The 20,957-nt window shown below is 70.3% G+C and carries 15 protein-coding genes and 1 rRNA gene; 8 read left to right on the forward strand and 8 right to left on the reverse strand.

Annotation, left to right across the window (positions count from 1 at the left end; genetic code table 11):
• Window positions 1-139: 139 nt before the first annotated feature.
• A complete protein-coding gene (locus STRBO_RS41675) occupies window positions 140-691 on the reverse strand; it encodes a hypothetical protein (RefSeq protein WP_078531635.1) in 552 nt (183 codons plus the stop codon).
• A gap of 418 nt (window positions 692-1,109) precedes the next feature.
• Between STRBO_RS41675 and STRBO_RS0116735 the strand changes: the two genes are divergently transcribed.
• The 4 genes from STRBO_RS0116735 to STRBO_RS0116750 are packed head-to-tail and all read left to right on the forward strand — an operon-like array spanning window position 1,110 to window position 5,489.
• Window positions 1,110-3,986, forward strand: coding sequence for a sensor histidine kinase (locus STRBO_RS0116735; protein ID WP_005485615.1), 2,877 nt, complete (start codon window positions 1,110-1,112; stop codon window positions 3,984-3,986).
• On the forward strand, window positions 3,983-4,420 hold the full coding sequence (locus tag STRBO_RS0116740; protein ID WP_005485616.1) for a roadblock/LC7 domain-containing protein: 438 nt from the start codon (window positions 3,983-3,985) through the stop codon (window positions 4,418-4,420). Before STRBO_RS0116735 ends, STRBO_RS0116740 begins: the two co-directional genes overlap by 4 nt.
• Before the next feature lie 9 nt (window positions 4,421-4,429).
• Entirely contained in the window at window positions 4,430-4,825 is a 396-nt protein-coding gene (locus STRBO_RS0116745; RefSeq protein WP_005485618.1) for a DUF742 domain-containing protein, read from the forward strand.
• Between the two features lie 58 nt (window positions 4,826-4,883).
• On the forward strand, window positions 4,884-5,489 hold the full coding sequence (locus tag STRBO_RS0116750; protein WP_020114487.1) for a GTP-binding protein: 606 nt from the start codon (window positions 4,884-4,886) through the stop codon (window positions 5,487-5,489).
• Window positions 5,490-5,616: 127 nt separating this feature from the next.
• Here STRBO_RS0116750 and glpK read toward each other — a convergent pair whose 3' ends face one another.
• The 4 genes from glpK to STRBO_RS0116770 all read right to left on the reverse strand — a co-directional run bounded on the left by glpK (window position 5,617) and on the right by STRBO_RS0116770 (window position 10,124).
• Window positions 5,617-7,137, reverse strand: a complete 1,521-nt coding sequence (gene glpK / locus STRBO_RS0116755; RefSeq protein ID WP_005485623.1) for a glycerol kinase GlpK — start codon at window positions 7,135-7,137, stop codon at window positions 5,617-5,619.
• 182 nt (window positions 7,138-7,319) lie between these two features.
• A complete protein-coding gene (locus tag STRBO_RS0116760; RefSeq protein ID WP_005485624.1) occupies window positions 7,320-8,105 on the reverse strand; it encodes an MIP/aquaporin family protein in 786 nt (261 codons plus the stop codon).
• A gap of 406 nt (window positions 8,106-8,511) precedes the next feature.
• Window positions 8,512-9,702 carry a lipid-transfer protein gene (locus STRBO_RS0116765; protein ID WP_005485625.1) on the reverse strand — a complete coding sequence of 397 codons (1,191 nt, stop codon included), beginning with the start codon at window positions 9,700-9,702 and terminating at the stop codon, window positions 8,512-8,514.
• Entirely contained in the window at window positions 9,699-10,124 is a 426-nt protein-coding gene (locus tag STRBO_RS0116770) for a Zn-ribbon domain-containing OB-fold protein (RefSeq protein WP_005485626.1), read from the reverse strand. Before STRBO_RS0116770 ends, STRBO_RS0116765 begins: the two co-directional genes overlap by 4 nt.
• A 269-nt stretch (window positions 10,125-10,393) precedes the next feature.
• On the opposite strand from STRBO_RS0116770, the gene STRBO_RS0116775 reads away from it, so the two are divergent.
• On the forward strand, window positions 10,394-10,930 hold the full coding sequence (locus STRBO_RS0116775) for an NUDIX domain-containing protein (RefSeq protein WP_028796694.1): 537 nt from the start codon (window positions 10,394-10,396) through the stop codon (window positions 10,928-10,930).
• 28 nt (window positions 10,931-10,958) lie between these two features.
• On the opposite strand, the gene STRBO_RS0116780 is transcribed toward STRBO_RS0116775, so the two are convergent.
• On the reverse strand, window positions 10,959-13,325 hold the full coding sequence (locus tag STRBO_RS0116780; RefSeq protein ID WP_005485628.1) for a glycoside hydrolase family 31 protein: 2,367 nt from the start codon (window positions 13,323-13,325) through the stop codon (window positions 10,959-10,961).
• Between the two features lie 214 nt (window positions 13,326-13,539).
• Here STRBO_RS0116780 and STRBO_RS0116785 point away from each other — a divergent pair, with 214 nt between their 5' ends.
• Entirely contained in the window at window positions 13,540-15,507 is a 1,968-nt protein-coding gene (locus STRBO_RS0116785) for an acetoacetate--CoA ligase (RefSeq protein WP_005485629.1), read from the forward strand.
• Window positions 15,508-15,588: 81 nt separating this feature from the next.
• Window positions 15,589-16,497: a hypothetical protein gene (locus tag STRBO_RS0116790; protein WP_020114489.1), complete on the forward strand. Its 909-nt coding sequence runs from the start codon at window positions 15,589-15,591 to the stop codon at window positions 16,495-16,497.
• Between the two features lie 61 nt (window positions 16,498-16,558).
• On the opposite strand, the gene ptsP is transcribed toward STRBO_RS0116790, so the two are convergent.
• Both ptsP and STRBO_RS0116800 read right to left on the reverse strand, forming a co-directional pair.
• A complete protein-coding gene (gene ptsP, locus STRBO_RS0116795; protein WP_020114490.1) occupies window positions 16,559-18,229 on the reverse strand; it encodes a phosphoenolpyruvate--protein phosphotransferase in 1,671 nt (556 codons plus the stop codon).
• 77 nt (window positions 18,230-18,306) lie between these two features.
• Window positions 18,307-18,756: a PTS sugar transporter subunit IIA gene (locus STRBO_RS0116800; protein ID WP_028796696.1), complete on the reverse strand. Its 450-nt coding sequence runs from the start codon at window positions 18,754-18,756 to the stop codon at window positions 18,307-18,309.
• A 528-nt stretch (window positions 18,757-19,284) separates the two neighbouring features.
• Here STRBO_RS0116800 and STRBO_RS40165 point away from each other — a divergent pair.
• Window positions 19,285-20,811 (forward strand): 16S ribosomal RNA (locus STRBO_RS40165).
• Window positions 20,812-20,957: the final 146 nt, after the last annotated feature.

Raw genomic sequence — 20,957 nt, forward strand, 5'->3', positions numbered from 1 at the left:
CCACCCTTCCGACACCCTCGCGACGCCATGACCGAACGCGGACGTTCGCAGGTTTCGGCGAGGGGGCGCAGGGGGTGAGAGAGCATGCGGGGTGGGCCCACGCCTCACATGGGCCCACCCCGTCGTCCTACGCGTCGTCCTACGGGTGCGACAACTGCCCGGCGCCACCGCGCCGGCGTATCCGGGCCTGTGCGCGCTCCGTCGTCCGTGCCTCGCGGCGGGCCCGCCGCCGCTCACGCCGCAACGAGCGCGCCGTGCTGCTGGGTGCGGAGATCACGCCGTTGCGCTGGTTCCACACCTGGCGGGTCACCCAGACGTCCAGCACGCCCCAGGTCGCCGCGATCGCGCTCGCCAAGGTGCTCAGCACCATGGGGAACGCCGGCCACGAGTCCGCCAGCGTGCACAGGACCGCCACCATCGCCTGGACCAGGGTCGCCGCGATGATGAGGACCGCACGCACCGCCGCCGTCCGTACCGGATCGGGCAACCGCCGCCTGCGCGCCGGTTCTTCGATCCACAACGGCCGGTAATGCACCCGTTCTTCGTCGCCACGGGCGGAGAGCCCCCGTACCTTCACCGCGATGCTCTCCCCCGTCAGGAGGCCGCGCTCCGGTTCCTGAGCGCTTCGCTCCGCCCTCTCGGGCGTCGCCGCTCCGTCCCCGGGCGCCATGCGCCGCTCCGCCGTGCCCATCAACTCGTCACTCCCCACCGCCGGTGGACCAACAGATCCGGATCGCGAGACCCGGCCCCCCACTGGTGCCCGACTTCCTCTGGTTTACGCCGCCTGGGAGCGTCGTGCGTGGCCTGTGGCCCGTTCCGCCCCCAATTCCCGTACAGAAAGACGATCGACGTGCGCCGAAGATTCCCGTGGAACGCAAAAATCCGGCCAACCGGCCAACTTCCCCGACGGGATGCCGTGGCTTCAACTGCCTGACGGAGGGAGGCAATCTCCCCCAAAGGACGGACAACTCCCCCTGTCCGGTTCGCCTTGGGTACGGAGGAGGTGCCTCCGGCGCTTCGAGATACGTGTGAGTCGGTAGTAGGCTCACGCCGTTTGTTGACGCACATGTGTGCCCCCGGGCCTGGCGGGGGTCGAGCTGGGGGAGGCCATGCGCTTTCGCGGGAAATCGATCCGCCGGAAGATCGTGGCGCTGCTGCTCGTGCCCCTGGTGGCGCTGACCGGTGTCTGGACGTTCGCCACGGTGCTGACGGGCCGTGAGGCGAGCGACCTCTTCAGGGTGGCGGACATCGTGGAGGAGGTCGGCTTCCCGACCGAGGACACCATCCGTGTGCTCCAGCAGGAGCGCCGCCAAACCCTCGTCTACCTCGCCGACCCCCGGGCCTCCGGTGCGCTGAAGGCGCTCGACCGCAGCCGGTCCGCCACGGACGCGGCCGTCGACGAGTTCCGCGAGCACGCCCAGAAGGCCGACCTGCGCGACGAGATGGGCGAGACGACCTCGCTGCGGCTCACGGCCATCCTGGACGCCCTCGACGGCCTGCCGTCGCTGCGTACGACCGTCGAGAGCGGCACCGTCAGCGCCGCCAAGGCCCTCGGCCACTACAACGACCTCGTCGACCCCTGCTTCACCCTGCTGTCCAACCTCCCCGCCCTCGACAGCGTGGAGATGGACAAGCAGGGCCGCGCCCTGATCAACGTCGGCCGGGCCCGTGAACTCCTCTCCCGCGAGGACGCGTTGCTCAGCTCCGTGCTCGTGGCGAACCGGATCACCAAGGACGAGATCCGCGACTTCTCCGACCTCGTGGCCCAGCGCACCCTGCTGTACGAGATCAGCCTGCCGCAGCTGCCCGCGGCCGAACGCGACCGCTTCCACCGCTACTGGCGGAACGCGAACACCGCGCCCCTGCGCTCGGTGGAACAGGGCGTCATCGCCTCCGACCCCGGCCGGCCGAGCGGGGTCACCGCGAAGACCTGGGACAGCGCCGTCGAGCCCGTCCTCTCCGATCTCCGCGACCTCAGCGTCGAGGCGGGCGACCGCTACCAGGACCGCGTCAGTCCACTGGCCACCAGCGTCATCCTGAAGGCGGCCGTCGCCGGTGTCCTCGGCCTCTTCGCCCTGCTCGTCTCCCTCTTCATGTCCGTGCGCATCGGCCGGGTCCTCATCCGCGACCTGCGCCGGCTCCGCCAGGAGGCCCACGAGACCGCCGGGGTGCGACTGCCCAGCGTCATGCGCAGGCTCGCCGCGGGCGAACAGGTCGACGTGGAGACCGAGGTCCCGCACCTGGAGTACGACAAGAACGAGATAGGCGAGGTCAGCCAGGCCCTCAACACCCTGCAGCGGGCGGCCGTCGAGGCCGCCGTCAAGCAGTCCGAACTCCGCAGCGGCATCTCCGAGGTCTTCGTCAACCTCGCCCGCCGCAGCCAGGTCCTGCTGCACAAGCAGCTCACCCTCCTCGACACCATGGAACGCCGGACCGAGGACACCGACGAACTGGCCGACCTGTTCCGCCTGGACCACCTGACGACCCGTATGCGCCGCCACGCCGAAGGCCTGGTCATCCTCTCCGGAGCGGCCCCGTCCCGGCAGTGGCGCAAGCCCATCCAGCTGATGGACGTGGTCCGCGCGGCCGTCGCCGAGGTCGAGGACTACGAGCGGATCGAGGTGCGCCGGCTGCCCCGGGTCGCCGTGACCGGCCCCGCGGTCGCCGACCTCACCCACCTCGTGGCCGAACTCCTGGAGAACGCCACGGTGTTCTCGCCCCCGCACACCGCCGTACAGGTGCTCGGTGAGCGCGTCGCCAACGGCTTCACCCTGGAGATCCACGACCGGGGCCTCGGCATGTCGGCCGAGGCGCTCCTCGACGCCAACCTCAAGCTCGCCGAGACCCCCGACTTCGAACTGTCCGACACCGATCGGCTCGGTCTCTTCGTGGTCAGCCGGCTCGCCCAGCGGCAGAAGGTCCGCGTCTCCCTCCAGCCCTCCCCGTACGGCGGCACGACGGCCGTGCTGTTCATCCCCGACGCCCTGCTCACCGACGACGTCCCCGACACCAACGGCATCGGCTTCCGCCTCGACCGCGCCCACCCCACCCGGGAGGCCGAGCTGGAGGACGAGCGCAACGCGGCGCTCTCCCAGGTACCGGTGCGGCTCCCGGGCCTCTCCGCCGCCATCCTGGACGGCCCGGTGGAGCTGGAGGCCCCCGTCGACCGGGAGCCCCTGGTCGGCTTCCCGGGCGCCCTCGGCGACGAGGACGCCGAGCGGGGCGGGCTGTTCCGGCCCCGGCACTCCCTCACCGGTGTCGCCGACGAGCACCAGCAGCCGACGCGCGACGGCGAAGCACGCCCGGCACCTCTCACCGACCCCGACCCGACGCTCGGCCCGGTCCCGCTGCCCCAGCGCCGGACCCCGCATCTCGTCAGCTCGCACGGCCGTTCGGTGGCCGGTGCGAGGCCGAGGCACGCGGAGGACGAGCCGGAGCAGGGTCGTACGGCGGGCGTCGGCCCGATCGCCGACACCAGGCCGCTCAGCGCCCTGCGCGGTGACCGCGCCGAACCGCCGGCCCACCCCGGAGCCGACCGCCCCGGGCCCGGCGGTCTCCCCGGTGGACACCACGCCGACCCCCTGGCCCCGGGCGGGTACGAGGGCCCCGTCCTGCCCCAGCGCCGCCGTACCACCCCCGAGGGCGGCGCGGCCCCGATGACCTCGCGGTACGGCTCGGGCGAGCCGACCCCGCGTGCGGACACGACGACCGACCAGGCAGAATCAGCACCGAGCCCGCTGCCCCGTCGCGTCCGACAGGCCAATCTGGCACCGCAGTTGAAGGACGGCCCCGACCGGCGCGCCGAACGCGAGAGGTCCCGTTCCGCGGGGCACCCGGAGCCGACCGAACGCGACGCCGACGAGGTACGCAGCCGTATGGCCTCGCTCCAGCACGGTTGGCGGCGCGGCCGCGAGGAGAACGCCGAGGGCGACGACGCCCAGGACGTCTCAGCACCACGAGGAACGACTAAGGGGGACGGTCGATGACCGCACCGAAGGCCGATGGGCACACCGCGACCGGCACGTCCGGGGAGCTGAACTGGCTCCTGGACGACCTGGTCCAGCGCGTCGCCAGTATCCGCAAGGCGCTCGTGCTCTCCAGCGACGGACTGCCCACGGGCGTCTCCGCCGACCTCACCCGGGAGGACAGCGAGCACCTGGCCGCCGTCTCCTCCGGGTTCCACAGTCTCGCCAAGGGCGTCGGCCGCCATTTCGAGGCGGGCAGCGTCCGCCAGACCGTCGTGGAACTCGACGAGGCCTTCCTCTTCGTCACGGCCGCCGGTGACGGCAGCTGCCTCGCCGTCCTAGCCGACGCCGACGCCGACATCGGCCAGGTCGCCTACGAGATGACCCTCCTGGTCAAGCGGGTCGGCGTGCATCTGGGCTCCGCCCCGCGCGCCGATGTGCCCCAGGGCGGGTAGTGGGACGGCATGAGCCGAGACGGTCAGGGAAGAAGCCACTGGTTCGACGACGAGGCCGGACCAGTGGTGCGTCCGTACGCGATGACGCGCGGCCGGACCAATCACGCGATCCAGCACCGTCTCGACCTGATCGCCGTGGTCGTCACGGAACCGCACGTCGACGACCCGGAAGAGGACCACTCCCTCTCCCCTGAGCACGTCCGTATCGTCGAGCTCTGCCGTGACACCCCCCAGTCGGTGGCCGAACTGGCCGCCGACCTGGACCTTCCCGTCGGGGTCGTCCGCGTCCTCGTCGGAGACCTCGTGGACGAGGAACTCGTCCACGTCACCCGTCCCGTCCCGCCCGCCGAGCTGGTCGACGAGAGCATTCTGCGCGACGTGATCAACGGCCTCCGGGCGCTGTGAACAGCACGGAGAGCGGAGTGGATACGTGACAGCCAACCATCCAGCAGGAGAAGGACCGATGATCCTCGGGCGCTCTGAGCGCGGCACACCTCCGGTCGAGCCCGTCACGCTCAAGATCCTCGTGGCCGGCGGTTTCGGCGTGGGCAAGACCACCTGCGTCGGCGCGGTCAGCGAGATCAAGCCGCTGCGCACCGAGGAGGTGCTCACCGAGGCGGGCCGCCCGGTCGACGACATCAGCGGTGTGGAGAACAAGACCACCACCACCGTCGCCATGGACTTCGGACGGATCACCCTCCGCGAGGACCTGGTCCTGTACCTGTTCGGCACCCCCGGCCAGGACCGCTTCTGGTTCCTCTGGGACGAGCTCGCCTCCGGTGCCCTCGGCGCGGTGGTGCTGGTGGACACGCGCCGTCTGGAGGACTGCTTCGCCGCCGTCGACTACTTCGAGCGGCGCTCCATACCCTTCGTGATCGGCGTCAACTGCTTCGACGACGCCGCGCGTTACCCCGCCGATACCGTCCGACAGGCCCTCGACCTCGATCCCGAGGTGCCGATCGTGCTCTGCGACGCCCGCCGCCGCGACTCCGTCAAGGACGTCCTCGTCTCCGTCGTCCGGCACGCGATGCGGTACGCGACGGACCACCGCCAGCCGGCCACCACCTGAAGCACGGCCCGTACCCCCGCCGACCGGGGTACGAGCCGTGGCCTCATGGCACGCGCGCGTGGACCCACGGTCCGCGTGCCGCGCGGACGAACGCGCGCGTGCCCCGGTCCCCCGGGCGCTCTCCTCCTCAGCGCACGTCGTCCTCGTGCCAGCCGAAGCTCTTCTCCACCGCCTTGCGCCAGTTGTGGTACTCGCGGTCCCGCACGGAGGCCTCCATGGAGGGTGTCCACTCGACGTCCTTGCGCCAGTGCGACTTCAGCTCGTCGAGGCCGTCCCACACCCCGGTCGCGAGCCCGGCCGCGTACGCGGCGCCCAGGCACGTGGTCTCCGAGACCTGCGGCCGGATCACCGGCACGTCCAGGACGTCCGCCTGGTGCTGCATCAGCAGGTTGTTCCGGGTCATGCCGCCGTCGACCTTGAGGGTCGTGATGCGCACCCCCGAGTCCTGGAACATGGCGTCCACGACCTCACGCGTCTGCCAGCTCGTCGCCTCCAGCACCGCGCGGGCGAGATGTGCCTTCGTGACGTACCGGGTCAGTCCGGTGACGACCCCCCGCGCGTCGGAGCGCCAGTAGGGGGCGAACAGGCCCGAGAACGCGGGCACGATGTACGCCCCGCCGTTGTCGTCGACGCTCCGCGCCAGGGGCTCGATCTCGTCGGCGCTACCGATGATGCCGAGCTGGTCGCGGAACCACTGCACCAGGGCACCCGTGATCGCGATCGACCCCTCCAGGCAGTACACCGGCGCCTCGTCGCCGATCTTGTACCCCATGGTCGTGAGCAGTCCGTTCTTCGACGCGACCGGCCGACTCCCGGTGTTGAGCAGCAGGAAGCTGCCCGTGCCGTAGGTGTTCTTCGCCGTGCCGACGTCGTAGCAGGCCTGGCCGAAGACCGCCGCCTGCTGGTCACCGAGCGCCGACGCGACCGGTACCCCGGCGAGCGGGCCCACGGCGGTGCCGTACACCTCGGCGGAGGACCTGATCTCCGGAAGGATCGCTTCCGGGATGTTCATCGCGGAGAGGATCGAGGCGTCCCACTGGAGCGTCCGCAGGTTCATCAGCATGGTGCGCCCGGCGTTGGTGACGTCGGTGACGTGCCGGCCGCCGTCCGTGCCGCCCGTCAGGTTCCAGATCAGCCAGGAGTCGATGGTGCCGAACGCGATCTCGCCGCGTTCGGCGCGGCCCCTGAGGCCGGGCACGTTGTCGAGCAGCCAGGTGGCCTTCGGCCCGGAGAAGTAGCTGGCCAGCGGCAGACCGGTCTGCTCACGGAACCGGTCCTGGCCGTCGGTGCCCCCGAGTTCGTTGCAGAGCGCCGAGGTACGCGTGTCCTGCCAGACGATCGCGTTGTGCACCGGCATGCCCGTCGCGCGGTCCCACAGGACCGTCGTCTCCCGCTGGTTGGTGATCCCGAGCGCGCTGATCTGCTCGGCGCGCAGACCCGCCTTGGCGATCGCCCCGGCGACCACCGCCTGCACCTTCGACCAGATCTCGGTGGCGTCGTGTTCCACCCACCCCGGCTTGGGGAAGATCTGGCGGTGCTCACGTTGGTCCACGGCGACGATCGCGCCGTCGTGGTCGAAGATGATGCAGCGGCTCGAAGTGGTGCCCTGATCGATGGCGGCGACGTACTTCTGGGCGTTGTCCGGCATGGCATCCCCTCACGTCTTACGTCTCTTCACGTCTTGCGGCGATTCACGTCCTACGCCGATTCACGTCTGCGGCGGCTCACGTCTCACGGTGGCTCACGTCGTGCGTCCCTGCACGTCGTGCGTCCCCTCATGTCCTGCATCACTGCACGTCCTGCGTCACCGCACGTCCTGCGTCGGTCGTGTCAGAAGGCCGCGTTGTAGACGAGGCCGGCCAGGGCACCGCCGACCAGAGGGCCGACGACCGGGATCCAGGCGTAACCCCAGTCCGAGGTGCCCTTGTCGGGGATCGGCAGGAACGTGTGCACGATGCGTGGGCCGAGGTCACGGGCGGGGTTGATGGCGTAGCCGGTGGGCCCACCGAGGGAGAGACCGATACCGACGACCAGGAAGGACACCAGCAGGACCGAGATGCCGGAGCCGTAGATCCCGGCCTCCTCGCCGGGGATCTGACCGATGCCGATGCCCGTGTTCCGGCCGAACGCGAGGATCGGCAGGACGAGGGCGATCGTCGCGATGATCTCGGTGATCAGGTTGGCGACCGGATTCCGGATCTCCGGGATGGTGGAGAAGATCCCGAGGGTGGGCGTCGGCTCGTGCGCCGTGCCCTCCGTGGTGCCCTCCTTGCGGACGTTCGCCTGGAACTGCGCGAGATAGACGAGGTAGGCGAGGACCGCGCCGAGCATCGCGCCGACCAGCTGGCCGAGGAGATACACCCAGACCTTGTCCCAGACCTCGGTGTCGACCGCGATCCCTATCGTCACCGCCGGGTTGAGGTGTCCGCCCGACAGCGGTGCGGCCGTGTAGGCGCCCGCCAGCACGGCGAAGCCCCAGCCGAACGCGATGACGATCCAGCCCGACGCCCTCGCCTTCGAGAACCTGAGGGTGACGGCGGCGCACACACCGGCGCCGAAGAGAATCAGGATCGCCGTACCGATGACCTCACCGACGAATATGTCTCCGTTGCTCATGGCGGCTCCTTGGCCCCGGCCCGGAGCGATCGACCCCGGACCTTCCGTGCAGGGTGCGTTCCCATGGCTACTTCGGCCGAAGGCAGGCAGACCCGCGCCCCGCCCGGCGTCCGTGACGAGCGTGCCGTCGCAGCGGAATCGCCCGTGGGGAGTGGCCCGTCGCACGGGCGCGAGGCCCGAGCGGCGCAGTGCCAGGCAGTGCACAAAGAGGCCCGAATGCGGCGATGCCGACCGACACCCGGAAGTGTTCACCGGCACCCGGGGGGCGTCAAGAACACGGACGGCAACGGTTGAGAGCGGCTCCGGGGCGCACCCGACCGCGCGCGACCCGGAGCCGGCCCCGACGGCCCGACAGACACCGCGCACCCCGCGCGCCCAGCGCACCCCGAGGATCACCGGACGGTGATCACCGAACGGCGACCACCGCCGACCCATGCCCGAACAACCCCTGATTGGCGCTGATCCCCACTCTCGCCCCCTCGACCTGTCGGTCGGTCGCCTCGCCCCGCAACTGCCACACCAGCTCGCACACCTGAGCGATCGCCTGCGCCGGAACCGCCTCTCCGAAGGAGGCCAGCCCTCCACTGGCGTTCACGGGGGTCCGCCCGCCCAGGGCCGTCGCACCGTCCCGCAGCAGCTTGGCGGCCTCCCCCTCGCCGCACAGCCCCAGATCCTCGTACCACTGCAACTCCAGCGCCGTGGACAGGTCGTAGACCTCGGCGAACGAGAGATCCTCGGGCCCGACACCCGCCTCCTCGTACGCCGCCCGCGCGATCGACGCCCGGAAGGTCTCCTCCGGCGCGGCCACCGCGACCGCCGAGTCGGTGGCGATGTCCGGCAGATCCAGCACCGTGTTGGGATAGCGGGGTGTCACCGTGGACACCGCCCGTATCCGCACCGGCTCACGCACGCCGTGCCGCCGCGCGAACTCCAGGCTGGACAGCACCAGCGCCGCGCCCCCGTCCGAGGTCGCGCAGATGTCCAGCAGCCGCAGCGGATCGGCCACCACGGCGGAGGCCGCGACCTCCTCGGGGGTGACCCGCCTGCGGTAGCGCGCGTACGGATTGAGCGCTCCCAGGGCGGAGTTCTTCACCTTGACCCGCGCGAAGTCCTCCGGGGTGTCCCCGTGCACCGCCATCCGCCGCCGCGCGTACAGCCCGAAGTACGTCGGATTGGTGGCCCCGAGGATCCGGAACCGCAGCCAGTCCGGATCGTCCTCACGATCGCCGCCGGCCGGCCGGAAGAACCCCTTCGGGGCCGAGTCCGCGCCCACGACGAGCACCACGTCCGCGAGGCCCGCGAGGATCTGGGCCCGCGCGGTGGCGACCGCCTGGGCCCCGGACGCGCACGCCGCGTACACGCTCGTCACGCGGGCTCCCTGCCAGCCGAGCGCCTTCGCGAAGGTCGCCCCCGCCACATAGCCCGGATAGCCCCCACGCACCGTGTCCGCGCCGACGATCGAGCCGACGTCCCGCCAGTCGACCGCCGCGTCCGTCAGCGCCGCGCGTGCCGCCGCCGTCCCGTACTCGACGAAACTCCGCCCCCACTTGCCCCACGGATGCATGCCCGCGCCCAGCACCGCCACCTCGCCCGTCACGCCCCCACCCCCGCCGGCCTCCAGTGCCAGGTCGTCCAGGTCGTCTCCGCGTCCTCGTGCAGCACACCGGGGACGACCTCCACCTCCATGCCCACCGCCAGATCGGCGACGGTGACCCCGGGAACGGCCTGTCCCAGCACCACGAGGCGCTCGTCGGCCAGTTCCACAGCGATCAACGCGTACGGTTCCCAGGGAAGTTCCGGATCGGACACGTAGGGTGACGGAGGCCGGTACCGGCCGTCGGTGTACGACCACACACGGCCCCGGCGCGACAAAGGGACCTCGACCAGGTCGCCGCCGGAGCAGTGCGGGTTGCGGCAGCGGATGTCCTCACGGGGGAAGAAGACCGAGGCGCACGCCGAACAGCGCGTGCCGAGCAGCCTGAACCCCTCGCCGTCCCCGGTGAACCATCCGGTGACCACAGGTATGCGAATTCGCGACAAAATCCCTCCCTGGCGAGCAGATCTGATGGTCCGTCAGAATTCTTCCACGGGCATCTCGAATTGGGCAGGTCACGGGAGAACCGACGAGCCCCGGACGGCGTCGCAGTATCGGGAGGGCCGGCCGGGGCCCACGGGGGTGGTTCCGGCCGGCTCTTCCGCGTACCACGGGTGACCCGCGCGTGCGGCGATGTGGCGCGTTGAGCCGCCCCGGCGAGACGACGAGCAGATGATCGGATACAGTCCGCCGCGTGCCCCCGAACCAACATCCACCCGCCAACTCCGCACCGGACTCTCACTGTTCGAGATGCGGAGCGCCCTACGGAGAGGGCGTGTCCGGCTGGCCCCGCACCTGCGCGGCCTGCCACACAGTGGCCTACCGCAATCCGCTTCCCGTCGCGGTGGCTCTCCAGCCCGTGTACGACACCAAGGGCACGGCCCTCGTGGTGATCACACGGACCATCGCCCCCGCGCGCGGGGGCATCGCCCTTCCCGGCGGCTTCATCGACCACCGGGAGGACTGGCGGCACGCCGTCGTCCGTGAACTCAAGGAGGAGACGGGCATCTGCGCGGCCGACCGCGACGTACGCCTCGCCGACGCCATGAGCTCACCCGACGGCCATCTGCTGCTGTTCGGGCTCCTCCCCGAGCGCCCGGCGGCAGCCCTGCCGCCGCCCGTCGCGACGGACGAGACGGAGGGCTGGCACCTGCTGCGCAGGCCCACCGAACTCGCCTTCCCCCTGCACACCCTGGCCGTCAAGGCGTTCTTCGACGGCCGCTACATCTGAGTCGAACCCATCTTCGAGCCGAGCCGGCTCACTCCCGGCCGAGCCCGCGTACCCGCACGGGATACGCGGGCTCGGCCGGGCCCTCGTCCCCGTCCCGCTCCACCACCACACGCGGCCCCTCCCAGCGCGCCGTGTACCGCTCGACCTCCGGCTCGTCCCAGCCGTCGCCCGCGTCCGGCACCACGAGCCCGCCCCCCGTCCGCCCGCGCGCGGGTGCCCACACCTCCAGCTCCAGGCCGCCGTCGGCGCCCCGGACCGGCAGCACGGCACCCGCGCGCGCGAGTACCGGGATGCGTGACACAGGCGCGTCGAGCAGTACCTGCCCCGGCCCTTCGTACGCCCGTTCCGTCACCGTGTCGTACCAACGCCCCCGCGGCAGCCGCACCGCACGCCGCTCCACACCCTGATCCAGCACCGGCGCCACCAGCAGACCGTCACCCAGCAGGAACGCGTCCTCGCAGTCACGCAACGCCCGGTCCTCGGGCGCCCCCCACCACAGCGGACGCACATAGGGCGCCCCCGTACGACGCGCCAGATGGGCCAGCGTCATGAAGTACGGCAGCAACCGCCGTCGCTCGACGAGCGCCACGCGCGCGTGCCCGACGACCCCCTCCCCGAACTCCCACGGCTCCCGGCGCCCCGCCCGCAGACCCGCGTGCGTACGGAACAGCGGCAGATACGCCCCGAGCTGGAACCACCGCAGATACAGCTCCGGCGACGGACTCCCGTCGAACCCGCCCACATCCGGACCCGAGTACGGCACCCCGCACAGACCGAGCCCCAGCACCAGCGACAGCGACGCCCGCAGCCCGGGCCAGCCCGTCACCACGTCCCCCGACCACGTCCCCCCGTAGCGCTGGAGGCCGGCCCACCCGGACCGCGAGAAGACGAACGGCCGCTCCTCGGGCACCAACCGACGCAGCCCCTCGTACGCGGCACGGGCCATGCACAGCGCGTACACGTTGTGCGCCTCGCGATGATCGCCGCCCCTGCCCTCCAGGTCGTGCCGGACGGACCGGGGCAGCGTGTTCTCACCGAACGCCGCGAACGACGTGGGCTCGTTCATGTCGTGCCAGAACCCGGCGAAGCCCTGCGCCAGCCGCTCCTCGTAGAGACCGCCCCACCACGCGCGCGTGCGCGGGCTCGTGAAATCCGGGAAGACCGAATTCCCGGCCCGCACGAGACCCCCCACGACCTGCCCGGCGGCATCCCGCACGAAGACGTCCTCGGCCGTCCCGCTGTCGTACACCGCGTCGCCGGGCCGCGCCCCGACCGCCGCGTCGACGATCGACACCAGCCGGATCCCGTCCCGCCGCAGCTCGTCGGCGAGATCCGGCAGCTTCGGAAAGTTCTCCGCATCCACCGTGAACACCTGGTTGGCGTCGTGGTGGTCGATGTCCAGATGGACTGCGTCCAGCGGCAGACCGTGCTCCCGGTACCCCGCGACGATCCGCCGCACCTCCTGCTCGCTCCCGAAACCCCGGCGCGCGTGATGATGTCCCAACGCCCACGCGGGCGGCAGCGCCGGAGCCCCGGTCAGGGCGGCCCAGGCATGCAGCACGCGTGCGGGGGTGCCCACGACCACCCAGCAGCGCAGCGGACCGCCGTCCATCCGCACCTCGGACGTCCCCGCCCGGTCGTGCCCGGACCCGGCCCCCTCCGCGCCCTCCCGCAGCGTCACCGTGCCGTCCCACGTGGTGTCGTGGAACACCAGATGCGTGCCCGCGTCGGCCACCACCATCTGCACCGGCATCGTCAGGCACAGCGGATCGTCACCGGGCGCGAACGGGCGGCCGGGGTCGGTGTTCCACAGCCGATACGTTCCGCCACGCAACCGCGGCCCGGCCGCCCGGCCCCCCAGCCCGAAGAACCGCGCGTCCGCCGCCACCTCGGAACGCTGCACCCAGCGCCCCTCGCCCCCACCGACCGGCTCCCACCACCGGGGCGGCAGATCACGCCGCAACGTCACTCCACCGGGCGTACGCACCTCCACGGCACCGAGCCGCGACACCACGACCGTCACCCGCTCGGCCACGACCCGCCAGCCGCCGTCCTTGTCCGGCTCCAGAACGGCCCGCGGATCGGGCTCCGGGCACCGGCCCGCAAGCGCGTACGACGGCTCGGGCCCGGCCCCGTCCCACCCCCAGAACACCGCCCCGTTCACATCGACGGTGACCCGCAACGCCGACCGGCCGAACCGGACGACCCCGCCGCCCGGGCCCGGCTCCACACCCACCACCGCCCCGGGCACCCGAGCCCGCTCGGCGCCCCGCGCCGGCAACGCGGCGGCGTCGGCACGCCTCCTGCGCCACGCGGCCCGCACGGTCCGCAGCCCCTGAGCCACCCCCGCCGAACCGATCGCCTTCACCGAACGCACCAGGTCACGACCGTCCATGCTGCTCACCCTGCCACCGCCCGGCCGATTCGTGTGAGCCGTTCAACTACCGTTCACCCGTGATGGCGGCACATGTTCACGCAGCCGTCGATCCGCGGCTCACCCTGGTGCGGAAGTCGATCACATGGCATCGTCCGTGTCAGCCGCGTCACGCGCACACCCCTGCCCGTACGCGCCCGCCGCACACCACGCGCACAGCCCCGGGAGCCGCCCCATGACCTCAGCGAACCCCTCGCCGCTCTGGCAGCCCGACGCGGAGCGCGTCGCCGGGGCCCGGATCACCGCGTTCCAGTCCTGGGCGGCCCAACACCACGGAGCCCCCGCCGAGGGCGGATACCCGGCCCTGCACCGCTGGTCCGTCGACGAACTCGAGACGTTCTGGAAAGCCGTCACCGAGTGGTTCGACGTACGGTTCTCCACCCCCTACGCGCGCGTGCTCGGCGACCGCGCCATGCCCGGCGCCGCATGGTTCCCCGGAGCCACCCTCAACTACGCCGAACACGCCCTGCGCGCCGCCGACACCCGCGCCGACGAACCGGCCCTGCTCCACGTCGACGAGACCCATGAACCCCGCGCCGTGACCTGGACCGAGCTGCGCCGCCAGGTCGGCTCACTCGCCGCCGAACTCCGCGCTCTCGGCGTACGCCCCGGAGACCGCGTCAGCGGCTACCTCCCGAACATCCCCGAGGCCGTCGTCGCCCTCCTCGCCACGGCCGCCGTCGGCGGCGTCTGGACCTCCTGCGCCCCGGACTTCGGCGCCCGCAGCGTCCTCGACCGCTTCCAGCAGGTCGAACCCGTCGTCCTGTTCACCGTCGACGGCTACCGCTACGGCGGCAAGGAACACGACCGCCGCGACACCGTCGCCGAACTCCGCCGCGAACTGCCCACCCTGCGCGCCGTCGTCCACATCCCCGTCCTCGGCACGCAGGCCCCCGAGGGCGCCCAGGAATGGTCCGCCCTGACCTCCGCCGACGTCCCGCCGGTCTTCGAACAGGTCCCGTTCGACCACCCGTTGTGGGTGCTCTACTCCTCCGGTACCACGGGCCTCCCCAAAGCCATCGTCCAGTCGCAGGGCGGCATCCTGGTCGAACACCTCAAACAGCTCGGCCTGCACTGCGACCTCGGCCCCGAGGACCGTTTCTTCTGGTACACCTCCACCGGCTGGATGATGTGGAACTTCCTCGTCTCCGGCCTCCTCACCGGCACCACGGTCGTCCTGTACGACGGCAGCCCCGGCCACCCCGACACCGGCGCCCAGTGGAGCGTCGCCGAACGCACCGGCGCCACCCTCTTCGGCACCTCCGCCGCCTACGTCATGGCCTGCCGCAAGGCCGGCATCCACCCGGGCCGCGACTACGACCTCTCCCGCGTCCAGTGCGTCGGCACCACCGGCTCCCCACTCCCGCCCGACGGCTTCCGCTGGCTCCACGACGAGGTCCGCGAAGACCTGTGGATCGCCTCCGTCAGCGGCGGCACCGACGTCTGCTCCTGCTTCGCCGGAGCCGTCCCCACGCTCCCGGTCCACATCGGTGAACTCCAGGCCCCCGGCCTCGGCACCGACCTCCAGTCCTGGGACCCCAGCGGCAAACCCCTCGTCGACGAGGTCGGCGAACTCGTCGTCACCAACCCCATGCCGTCCATGCCGATCCACTTCTGGAACGACCCCGACGGCACCCGCTACCACGACAGCTACTTCGACACCTACCCCGGCGTCTGGCGCCACGGCGACTGGATCACCCTCACCTCCCGAGGCTCCGTCGTCATCCACGGCCGCTCCGACTCCACCCTGAACCGCCAGGGCGTCCGCATGGGTTCGGCCGACATCTACGAAGCGGTGGAACGACTCCCCGAGATCAAGGAGTCCCTCGTCATCGGCGTCGAACAGCCCGACGGCGGCTACTGGATGCCCCTCTTCGTCCACCTCGCCCCCGGCGCGACCCTCGACGAAGCCCTCCTCGGCCGCATCAAGCGGACCATCCGCGAACACCTCTCACCGCGCCACGTCCCCGACGAGGTCATCGAAGTCCCCGGAGTCCCGCACACCCTCACCGGCAAACGCATCGAGGTCCCCGTCAAACGGCTCCTCCAGGGCACTCCCTTGGAGAAGGCGGTCAACCCCGGTTCCATCGACAACCTCGAACTCCTCCGCTTCTACGAGGACCTGGCCCGCGAACGAGCCTGACCACCCTCACGCGAGTCCCGTTGTCAGTGCCGCCGATTACTTTGAGTGAGCATTGATCGACGGCTCGCACAGGGGGAAGCCATGACACACACCAGCCACCCGAGCATGCGCCGAGTCCTGCGCCGCGAGATCGCGGGCACCATCGGCCTGCTCGCCGACGAGCACGACTTCACCGCGATGCGGCGCTACCGCAGCTTCGCCTTCGACGACCATCCGACCTACCTCCGCCAGGTGGAAACCCTGCTGCGGACCCTCGCCGCGCAGGGCAACCACACCACCGTCGCCCTCTTCGACCCTGAGGAGTACGCCGCGTTCTGCGCCGACACCGGCCTCGAACCCGACACCCCCGCCAGCCGCACCCGCTTCACCGCCGAACTCGCGGCCACCGGCGCCGCCGTCCCGTACGAGGGACAACCCCTCGCCGAGCTCGTCCCCGACCTCATCGACGAAGCCGTCCGCCTCGCCACCTGGGAGTACGCCACCACCCTCCTCGCCCAGATCGGCGACTGCGCCTCCTGCGGCGAGGACATCGGACGCGCCGCCTTCGCCCGCGCCATGCACCTGCTCAGGCGCATCCTCGACACCGCCGACCCCGGCGAACGCCACCTCGTGTGCAGCGTCTCGGCCCAGCCCCAGGCACTGGCCGCCGTCCTCCACGCCGACCGCCACGACGAAGGCCCCACCCGGCTCGACGAGTCGGAAGCCCTGGAGTTCGCCACCGTCCTGGCCCTCGGCATCGCCACCCGAAGCCCCGGCGGACTCGTCATGCGCACCACCGCCCCGGGCACGACCGACCGCGTCTACGGCTGGCGCCTGCGCGGCGACGGCCTCCAGCCCCTCACCGCGGGAGAGGTCTTCGACGCCTACTGCACCGACGTGGAATCCGGAGACCTGGTCTCCCCGGAGTCGGGAGTCGACTACTGCGCCCCACCCGACCTCGGGGACGACGCCGGCGGGGGAGGCCCGGCGAGGGACGGACACACCCACTGAACGGGCGAGGGGCGCCCCACCCGCAGGTGGAGCGCCCCTCGGCACCGACCGCTCGCCGCGGCTACTCGCCCGACAGGACCGCCCGCGCCGCGCCGCGAGCCTCCTCGGCCGTGTCCGCCGCCCGCGCGGCAGCCGCGGCACGCTCGCACTGCGCCAGCGTGTACTTCGCCAGCGTCCCCCGCACATACGGGATCGACGCCGCGCCCATGGACAGGGAGGTGACCCCCAGACCGGTCAGCACACACGCGAGCAGCGGATCCGAAGCCGCCTCGCCACAGACACCGCAGCTCTTGCCCTCGGCCCTGGCCGCCTCGGCGGACAGCGCGACCAGGTCGAGCAGCGCGGGCTGCCACGGGTCCTGCAGCCGGGACACCGCGCCCACCTGCCGGTCCGCCGCGAACGTGTACTGCGCGAGGTCGTTGGTCCCCAGCGAGAGGAACTCGACCTCTCGCAGGATCGACCGCGCCCGCAACGCGGCGGACGGAATCTCCACCATGGCACCGAACTTGGCCCGCAGCCCCGCCTCACGACACGCGTCGGCGAACGCCCTGGCATCCGTGCGGTCCGCGACCATCGGCGCCATGACCTCCAAGTGGACCGGCAGGCCTTCGGCGGCCCTGGCGAGCGCCGTCAGCTGCGTCCGCAGCACCTCGGGGTGGTCGAGCAGCGTCCGCAGCCCGCGCACACCGAGCGCCGGGTTCGGCTCGTCGGCCGGGGTCAGGAACTCCAGCGGCTTGTCCGCACCGGCGTCGAGCACCCGTACAACCACGCGCCCCTCGGGGAAGGCCTCCAGCACCTGCCGGTACGCCTCGATCTGCTTCGCCTCCGAGGGCGCCGTCCTGCTGTCGTCCAGGAAGAGGAACTCGGTACGGAACAGCCCGACGCCCTCGGCCCCGGCCTCCACGGCCGCCGCCACGTCGGCGGGACCGCCCACATTGGCCAGCAGCGGAACCCTGTGCCCGTCGGAAGTCGCCCCCGGCCCGCTCGACGCCGCCAGCGCGGCCTTCCGCGCCGCGGCGGCGGCCTGCAGTTCGGCCTTCTTCTCCGCACCGGGATTCACGAAGATCTCACCGGTGCTGCCGTCCACCGCGATCACCGTGCCCTCGGCAAGCTCCCCGGCCCCCGGCAGCGCGACCACCGCCGGTACGCCGAGCGCACGCGCCAGAATCGCGCTGTGACTGGTCGGCCCACCCTCCTCGGTGACGAAACCGAGCACGAGCGTCGGGTCGAGCAGCGCGGTGTCCGCGGGCGCCAGGTCACGGGCGATGAGGACGTACGGCTCGTCGCTGTCCGGCACACCCGGCATCGGCACCCCGAGCAGCCGGGCGACGATACGGTTCCGCACATCGTCGAGGTCGGCGACGCGACCCGCGAGGTACTCGCCGGCCGACGCCAGCAGCGCACGGTACGCGGCGAAGGCGTCGTAGACAGCCCGCTCCGCCGTGCTCCCCACGGCGACACGTCGTTCCACGTCCGCCATCAGCTCGGGGTCCTGGGCCATCAGTGCCTGGGCCTCCAGAACGGCCTGGGCCTCGCCGCCGGCGAGGTTGCCCCGCGCCGTCAGATCGGCGGCCACCGCGTCCACGGCCTTACGGGCACGCCCCTGTTCGCGCTCCGCGTCCTCGGGCCGGATCTGTTTGGCGGGCGGCTCCAGCACCGCCGTTCCCATGTGCCGAACCTCGCCGATGGCCACACCGTGGCTCACACCGACGCCTCGCAGCGTTGTCTCCATCTCACCTGTCTCCGATAGTGCGGCGGGCCCCGCCACCGCGGTGGTTGTGGAACTCGTGGCCCGGTACGGCCCTGACGTCACCGCCAGCCGAAGAGCGTGTCGCCGGACTTCACTTCGCCGTCCTCGCGGAGGTCGGAGAGGGAGTCGGCGGTCGCCTCCAGCGCTACGACGGGGCAGATCGGGGACTTGCCCGCGGCCTCGACGGCGGCCGGGTTCCAGCGCACCACGGCCTGGCCCCGCCGGACCGTGTCGCCCTTCTTGACGAGCAGCTCGAAGCCTTCACCGTTGAGCTGCACGGTGTCGATACCGAGATGGGTCAGCACTCCGTGACCCTCACCGTCGACCACGACGAACGCGTGCGGGTGCAGCGAGACGATGACTCCCTCCACGGGGGCGAGAGCCTCCCCGGCCTCGCGCACGGGGTCGATCGCCGTGCCGGGACCGACCATCTCGCCCGAGAACACGGGGTCCGGTACGGCGGCCAATCCGATGGCGCGTCCTACAAGAGGGGACGTCACGGTGGTCATGGGAAGCCTCCCAGGTGGAGTGATCAGCAGCGTAGGTCGCATGAACGACCCGTTCCGCACGATAGCTTCGCACGAGAGGTCTAGACCACCCCTCCGCGAGATTTGCCCCTCCTCCGGCGCCGCATGTACAGTCGGACCCCTGCCTGGGGGTGAGCGACACATGGTGTCGGTGCCCGGCAGTACCAAACTCGTTCAGATCCTAACTCGGGGTCATCTTTCCGCATGTCTGCGGGACGGTGGTCAAGAGGCCGGGAAAACGCTGATAGAGTTTGGAACACCGAAGGGAAGCGCCCAGAGGAAAGCCTGAGATGAAATTCTTGGGTGAGTACAAAGGAAGCGTCCGTTCCTTGAGAACTCAACAGCGTGCCAAAAATCAACGCCAGATATGTTGATACCCCGTCCGCCGGGACAGTGTTCCGGTGGTCGAGGTTCCTTTGAAGTAAAACACAGCGAGGACGCTGTGAACGGTCGGGCTTATTCCGCCTGACTGTTCCGCTCTCGTGGTGTCAACCCGATTACGGGTAAACATTCACGGAGAGTTTGATCCTGGCTCAGGACGAACGCTGGCGGCGTGCTTAACACATGCAAGTCGAACGATGAACCACTTCGGTGGGGATTAGTGGCGAACGGGTGAGTAACACGTGGGCAATCTGCCCTTCACTCTGGGACAAGCCCTGGAAACGGGGTCTAATACCGGATACAACACTCTCGGGCATCCGATGAGTGTGGAAAGCTCCGGCGGTGAAGGATGAGCCCGCGGCCTATCAGCTTGTTGGTGAGGTAACGGCTCACCAAGGCGACGACGGGTAGCCGGCCTGAGAGGGCGACCGGCCACACTGGGACTGAGACACGGCCCAGACTCCTACGGGAGGCAGCAGTGGGGAATATTGCACAATGGGCGAAAGCCTGATGCAGCGACGCCGCGTGAGGGATGACGGCCTTCGGGTTGTAAACCTCTTTCAGCAGGGAAGAAGCGAAAGTGACGGTACCTGCAGAAGAAGCGCCGGCTAACTACGTGCCAGCAGCCGCGGTAATACGTAGGGCGCGAGCGTTGTCCGGAATTATTGGGCGTAAAGAGCTCGTAGGCGGTCTGTCGCGTCGGATGTGAAAGCCCGGGGCTTAACCCCGGGTCTGCATTCGATACGGGCAGACTAGAGTGTGGTAGGGGAGATCGGAATTCCTGGTGTAGCGGTGAAATGCGCAGATATCAGGAGGAACACCGGTGGCGAAGGCGGATCTCTGGGCCATTACTGACGCTGAGGAGCGAAAGCGTGGGGAGCGAACAGGATTAGATACCCTGGTAGTCCACGCCGTAAACGGTGGGAACTAGGTGTTGGCGACATTCCACGTCGTCGGTGCCGCAGCTAACGCATTAAGTTCCCCGCCTGGGGAGTACGGCCGCAAGGCTAAAACTCAAAGGAATTGACGGGGGCCCGCACAAGCAGCGGAGCATGTGGCTTAATTCGACGCAACGCGAAGAACCTTACCAAGGCTTGACATCGCCCGGAAAGCATCAGAGATGGTGCCCCCCTTGTGGTCGGGTGACAGGTGGTGCATGGCTGTCGTCAGCTCGTGTCGTGAGATGTTGGGTTAAGTCCCGCAACGAGCGCAACCCTTGTTCTGTGTTGCCAGCATGCCCTTCGGGGTGATGGGGACTCACAGGAGACTGCCGGGGTCAACTCGGAGGAAGGTGGGGACGACGTCAAGTCATCATGCCCCTTATGTCTTGGGCTGCACACGTGCTACAATGGCAGGTACAATGAGCTGCGAAGCCGTGAGGCGGAGCGAATCTCAAAAAGCCTGTCTCAGTTCGGATTGGGGTCTGCAACTCGACCCCATGAAGTCGGAGTTGCTAGTAATCGCAGATCAGCATTGCTGCGGTGAATACGTTCCCGGGCCTTGTACACACCGCCCGTCACGTCACGAAAGTCGGTAACACCCGAAGCCGGTGGCCCAACCCCTTGTGGGAGGGAGCTGTCGAAGGTGGGACTGGCGATTGGGACGAAGTCGTAACAAGGTAGCCGTACCGGAAGGTGCGGCTGGATCACCTCCTTTCTAAGGAGCACTTCTACCGATCCCTACGGGGTGAGGTCAGAGGCCAGATCATCAGCGAACGTCTGATGCTGGTTAGCTCATGGGTGGAACGTTGATTATTCGGCATCTTGAGTCATCTCAGGCTGTGAGTACTGTCCTTTCGGGGG

The sequence above is a fragment of the Streptomyces bottropensis ATCC 25435 genome, assembly GCF_000383595.1.
GTDB lineage: Bacteria > Actinomycetota > Actinomycetes > Streptomycetales > Streptomycetaceae > Streptomyces > Streptomyces bottropensis.

Excerpts from the sequence above, each read along its gene's own strand:
- STRBO_RS41675 (WP_078531635.1), bottom strand. The coding sequence starts at position 691 with ATGGGCACGGCGGAGCGGCGCATGGCGCCCGGGGACGGAGCGGCGACG.
- STRBO_RS0116735 (WP_005485615.1), top strand. The coding sequence starts at position 1,110 with ATGCGCTTTCGCGGGAAATCGATCCGCCGGAAGATCGTGGCGCTGCTG.
- STRBO_RS0116740 (WP_005485616.1), top strand. The coding sequence starts at position 3,983 with ATGACCGCACCGAAGGCCGATGGGCACACCGCGACCGGCACGTCCGGG.
- STRBO_RS0116745 (WP_005485618.1), top strand. The coding sequence starts at position 4,430 with ATGAGCCGAGACGGTCAGGGAAGAAGCCACTGGTTCGACGACGAGGCC.
- STRBO_RS0116750 (WP_020114487.1), top strand. The coding sequence starts at position 4,884 with ATGATCCTCGGGCGCTCTGAGCGCGGCACACCTCCGGTCGAGCCCGTC.
- glpK (WP_005485623.1), bottom strand. The coding sequence starts at position 7,137 with ATGCCGGACAACGCCCAGAAGTACGTCGCCGCCATCGATCAGGGCACC.
- STRBO_RS0116760 (WP_005485624.1), bottom strand. The coding sequence starts at position 8,105 with ATGAGCAACGGAGACATATTCGTCGGTGAGGTCATCGGTACGGCGATC.
- STRBO_RS0116780 (WP_005485628.1), bottom strand. The coding sequence starts at position 13,325 with ATGGACGGTCGTGACCTGGTGCGTTCGGTGAAGGCGATCGGTTCGGCG.
- STRBO_RS0116785 (WP_005485629.1), top strand. The coding sequence starts at position 13,540 with ATGACCTCAGCGAACCCCTCGCCGCTCTGGCAGCCCGACGCGGAGCGC.
- STRBO_RS0116790 (WP_020114489.1), top strand. The coding sequence starts at position 15,589 with ATGACACACACCAGCCACCCGAGCATGCGCCGAGTCCTGCGCCGCGAG.
- ptsP (WP_020114490.1), bottom strand. The coding sequence starts at position 18,229 with ATGGAGACAACGCTGCGAGGCGTCGGTGTGAGCCACGGTGTGGCCATC.
- STRBO_RS0116800 (WP_028796696.1), bottom strand. The coding sequence starts at position 18,756 with ATGACCACCGTGACGTCCCCTCTTGTAGGACGCGCCATCGGATTGGCC.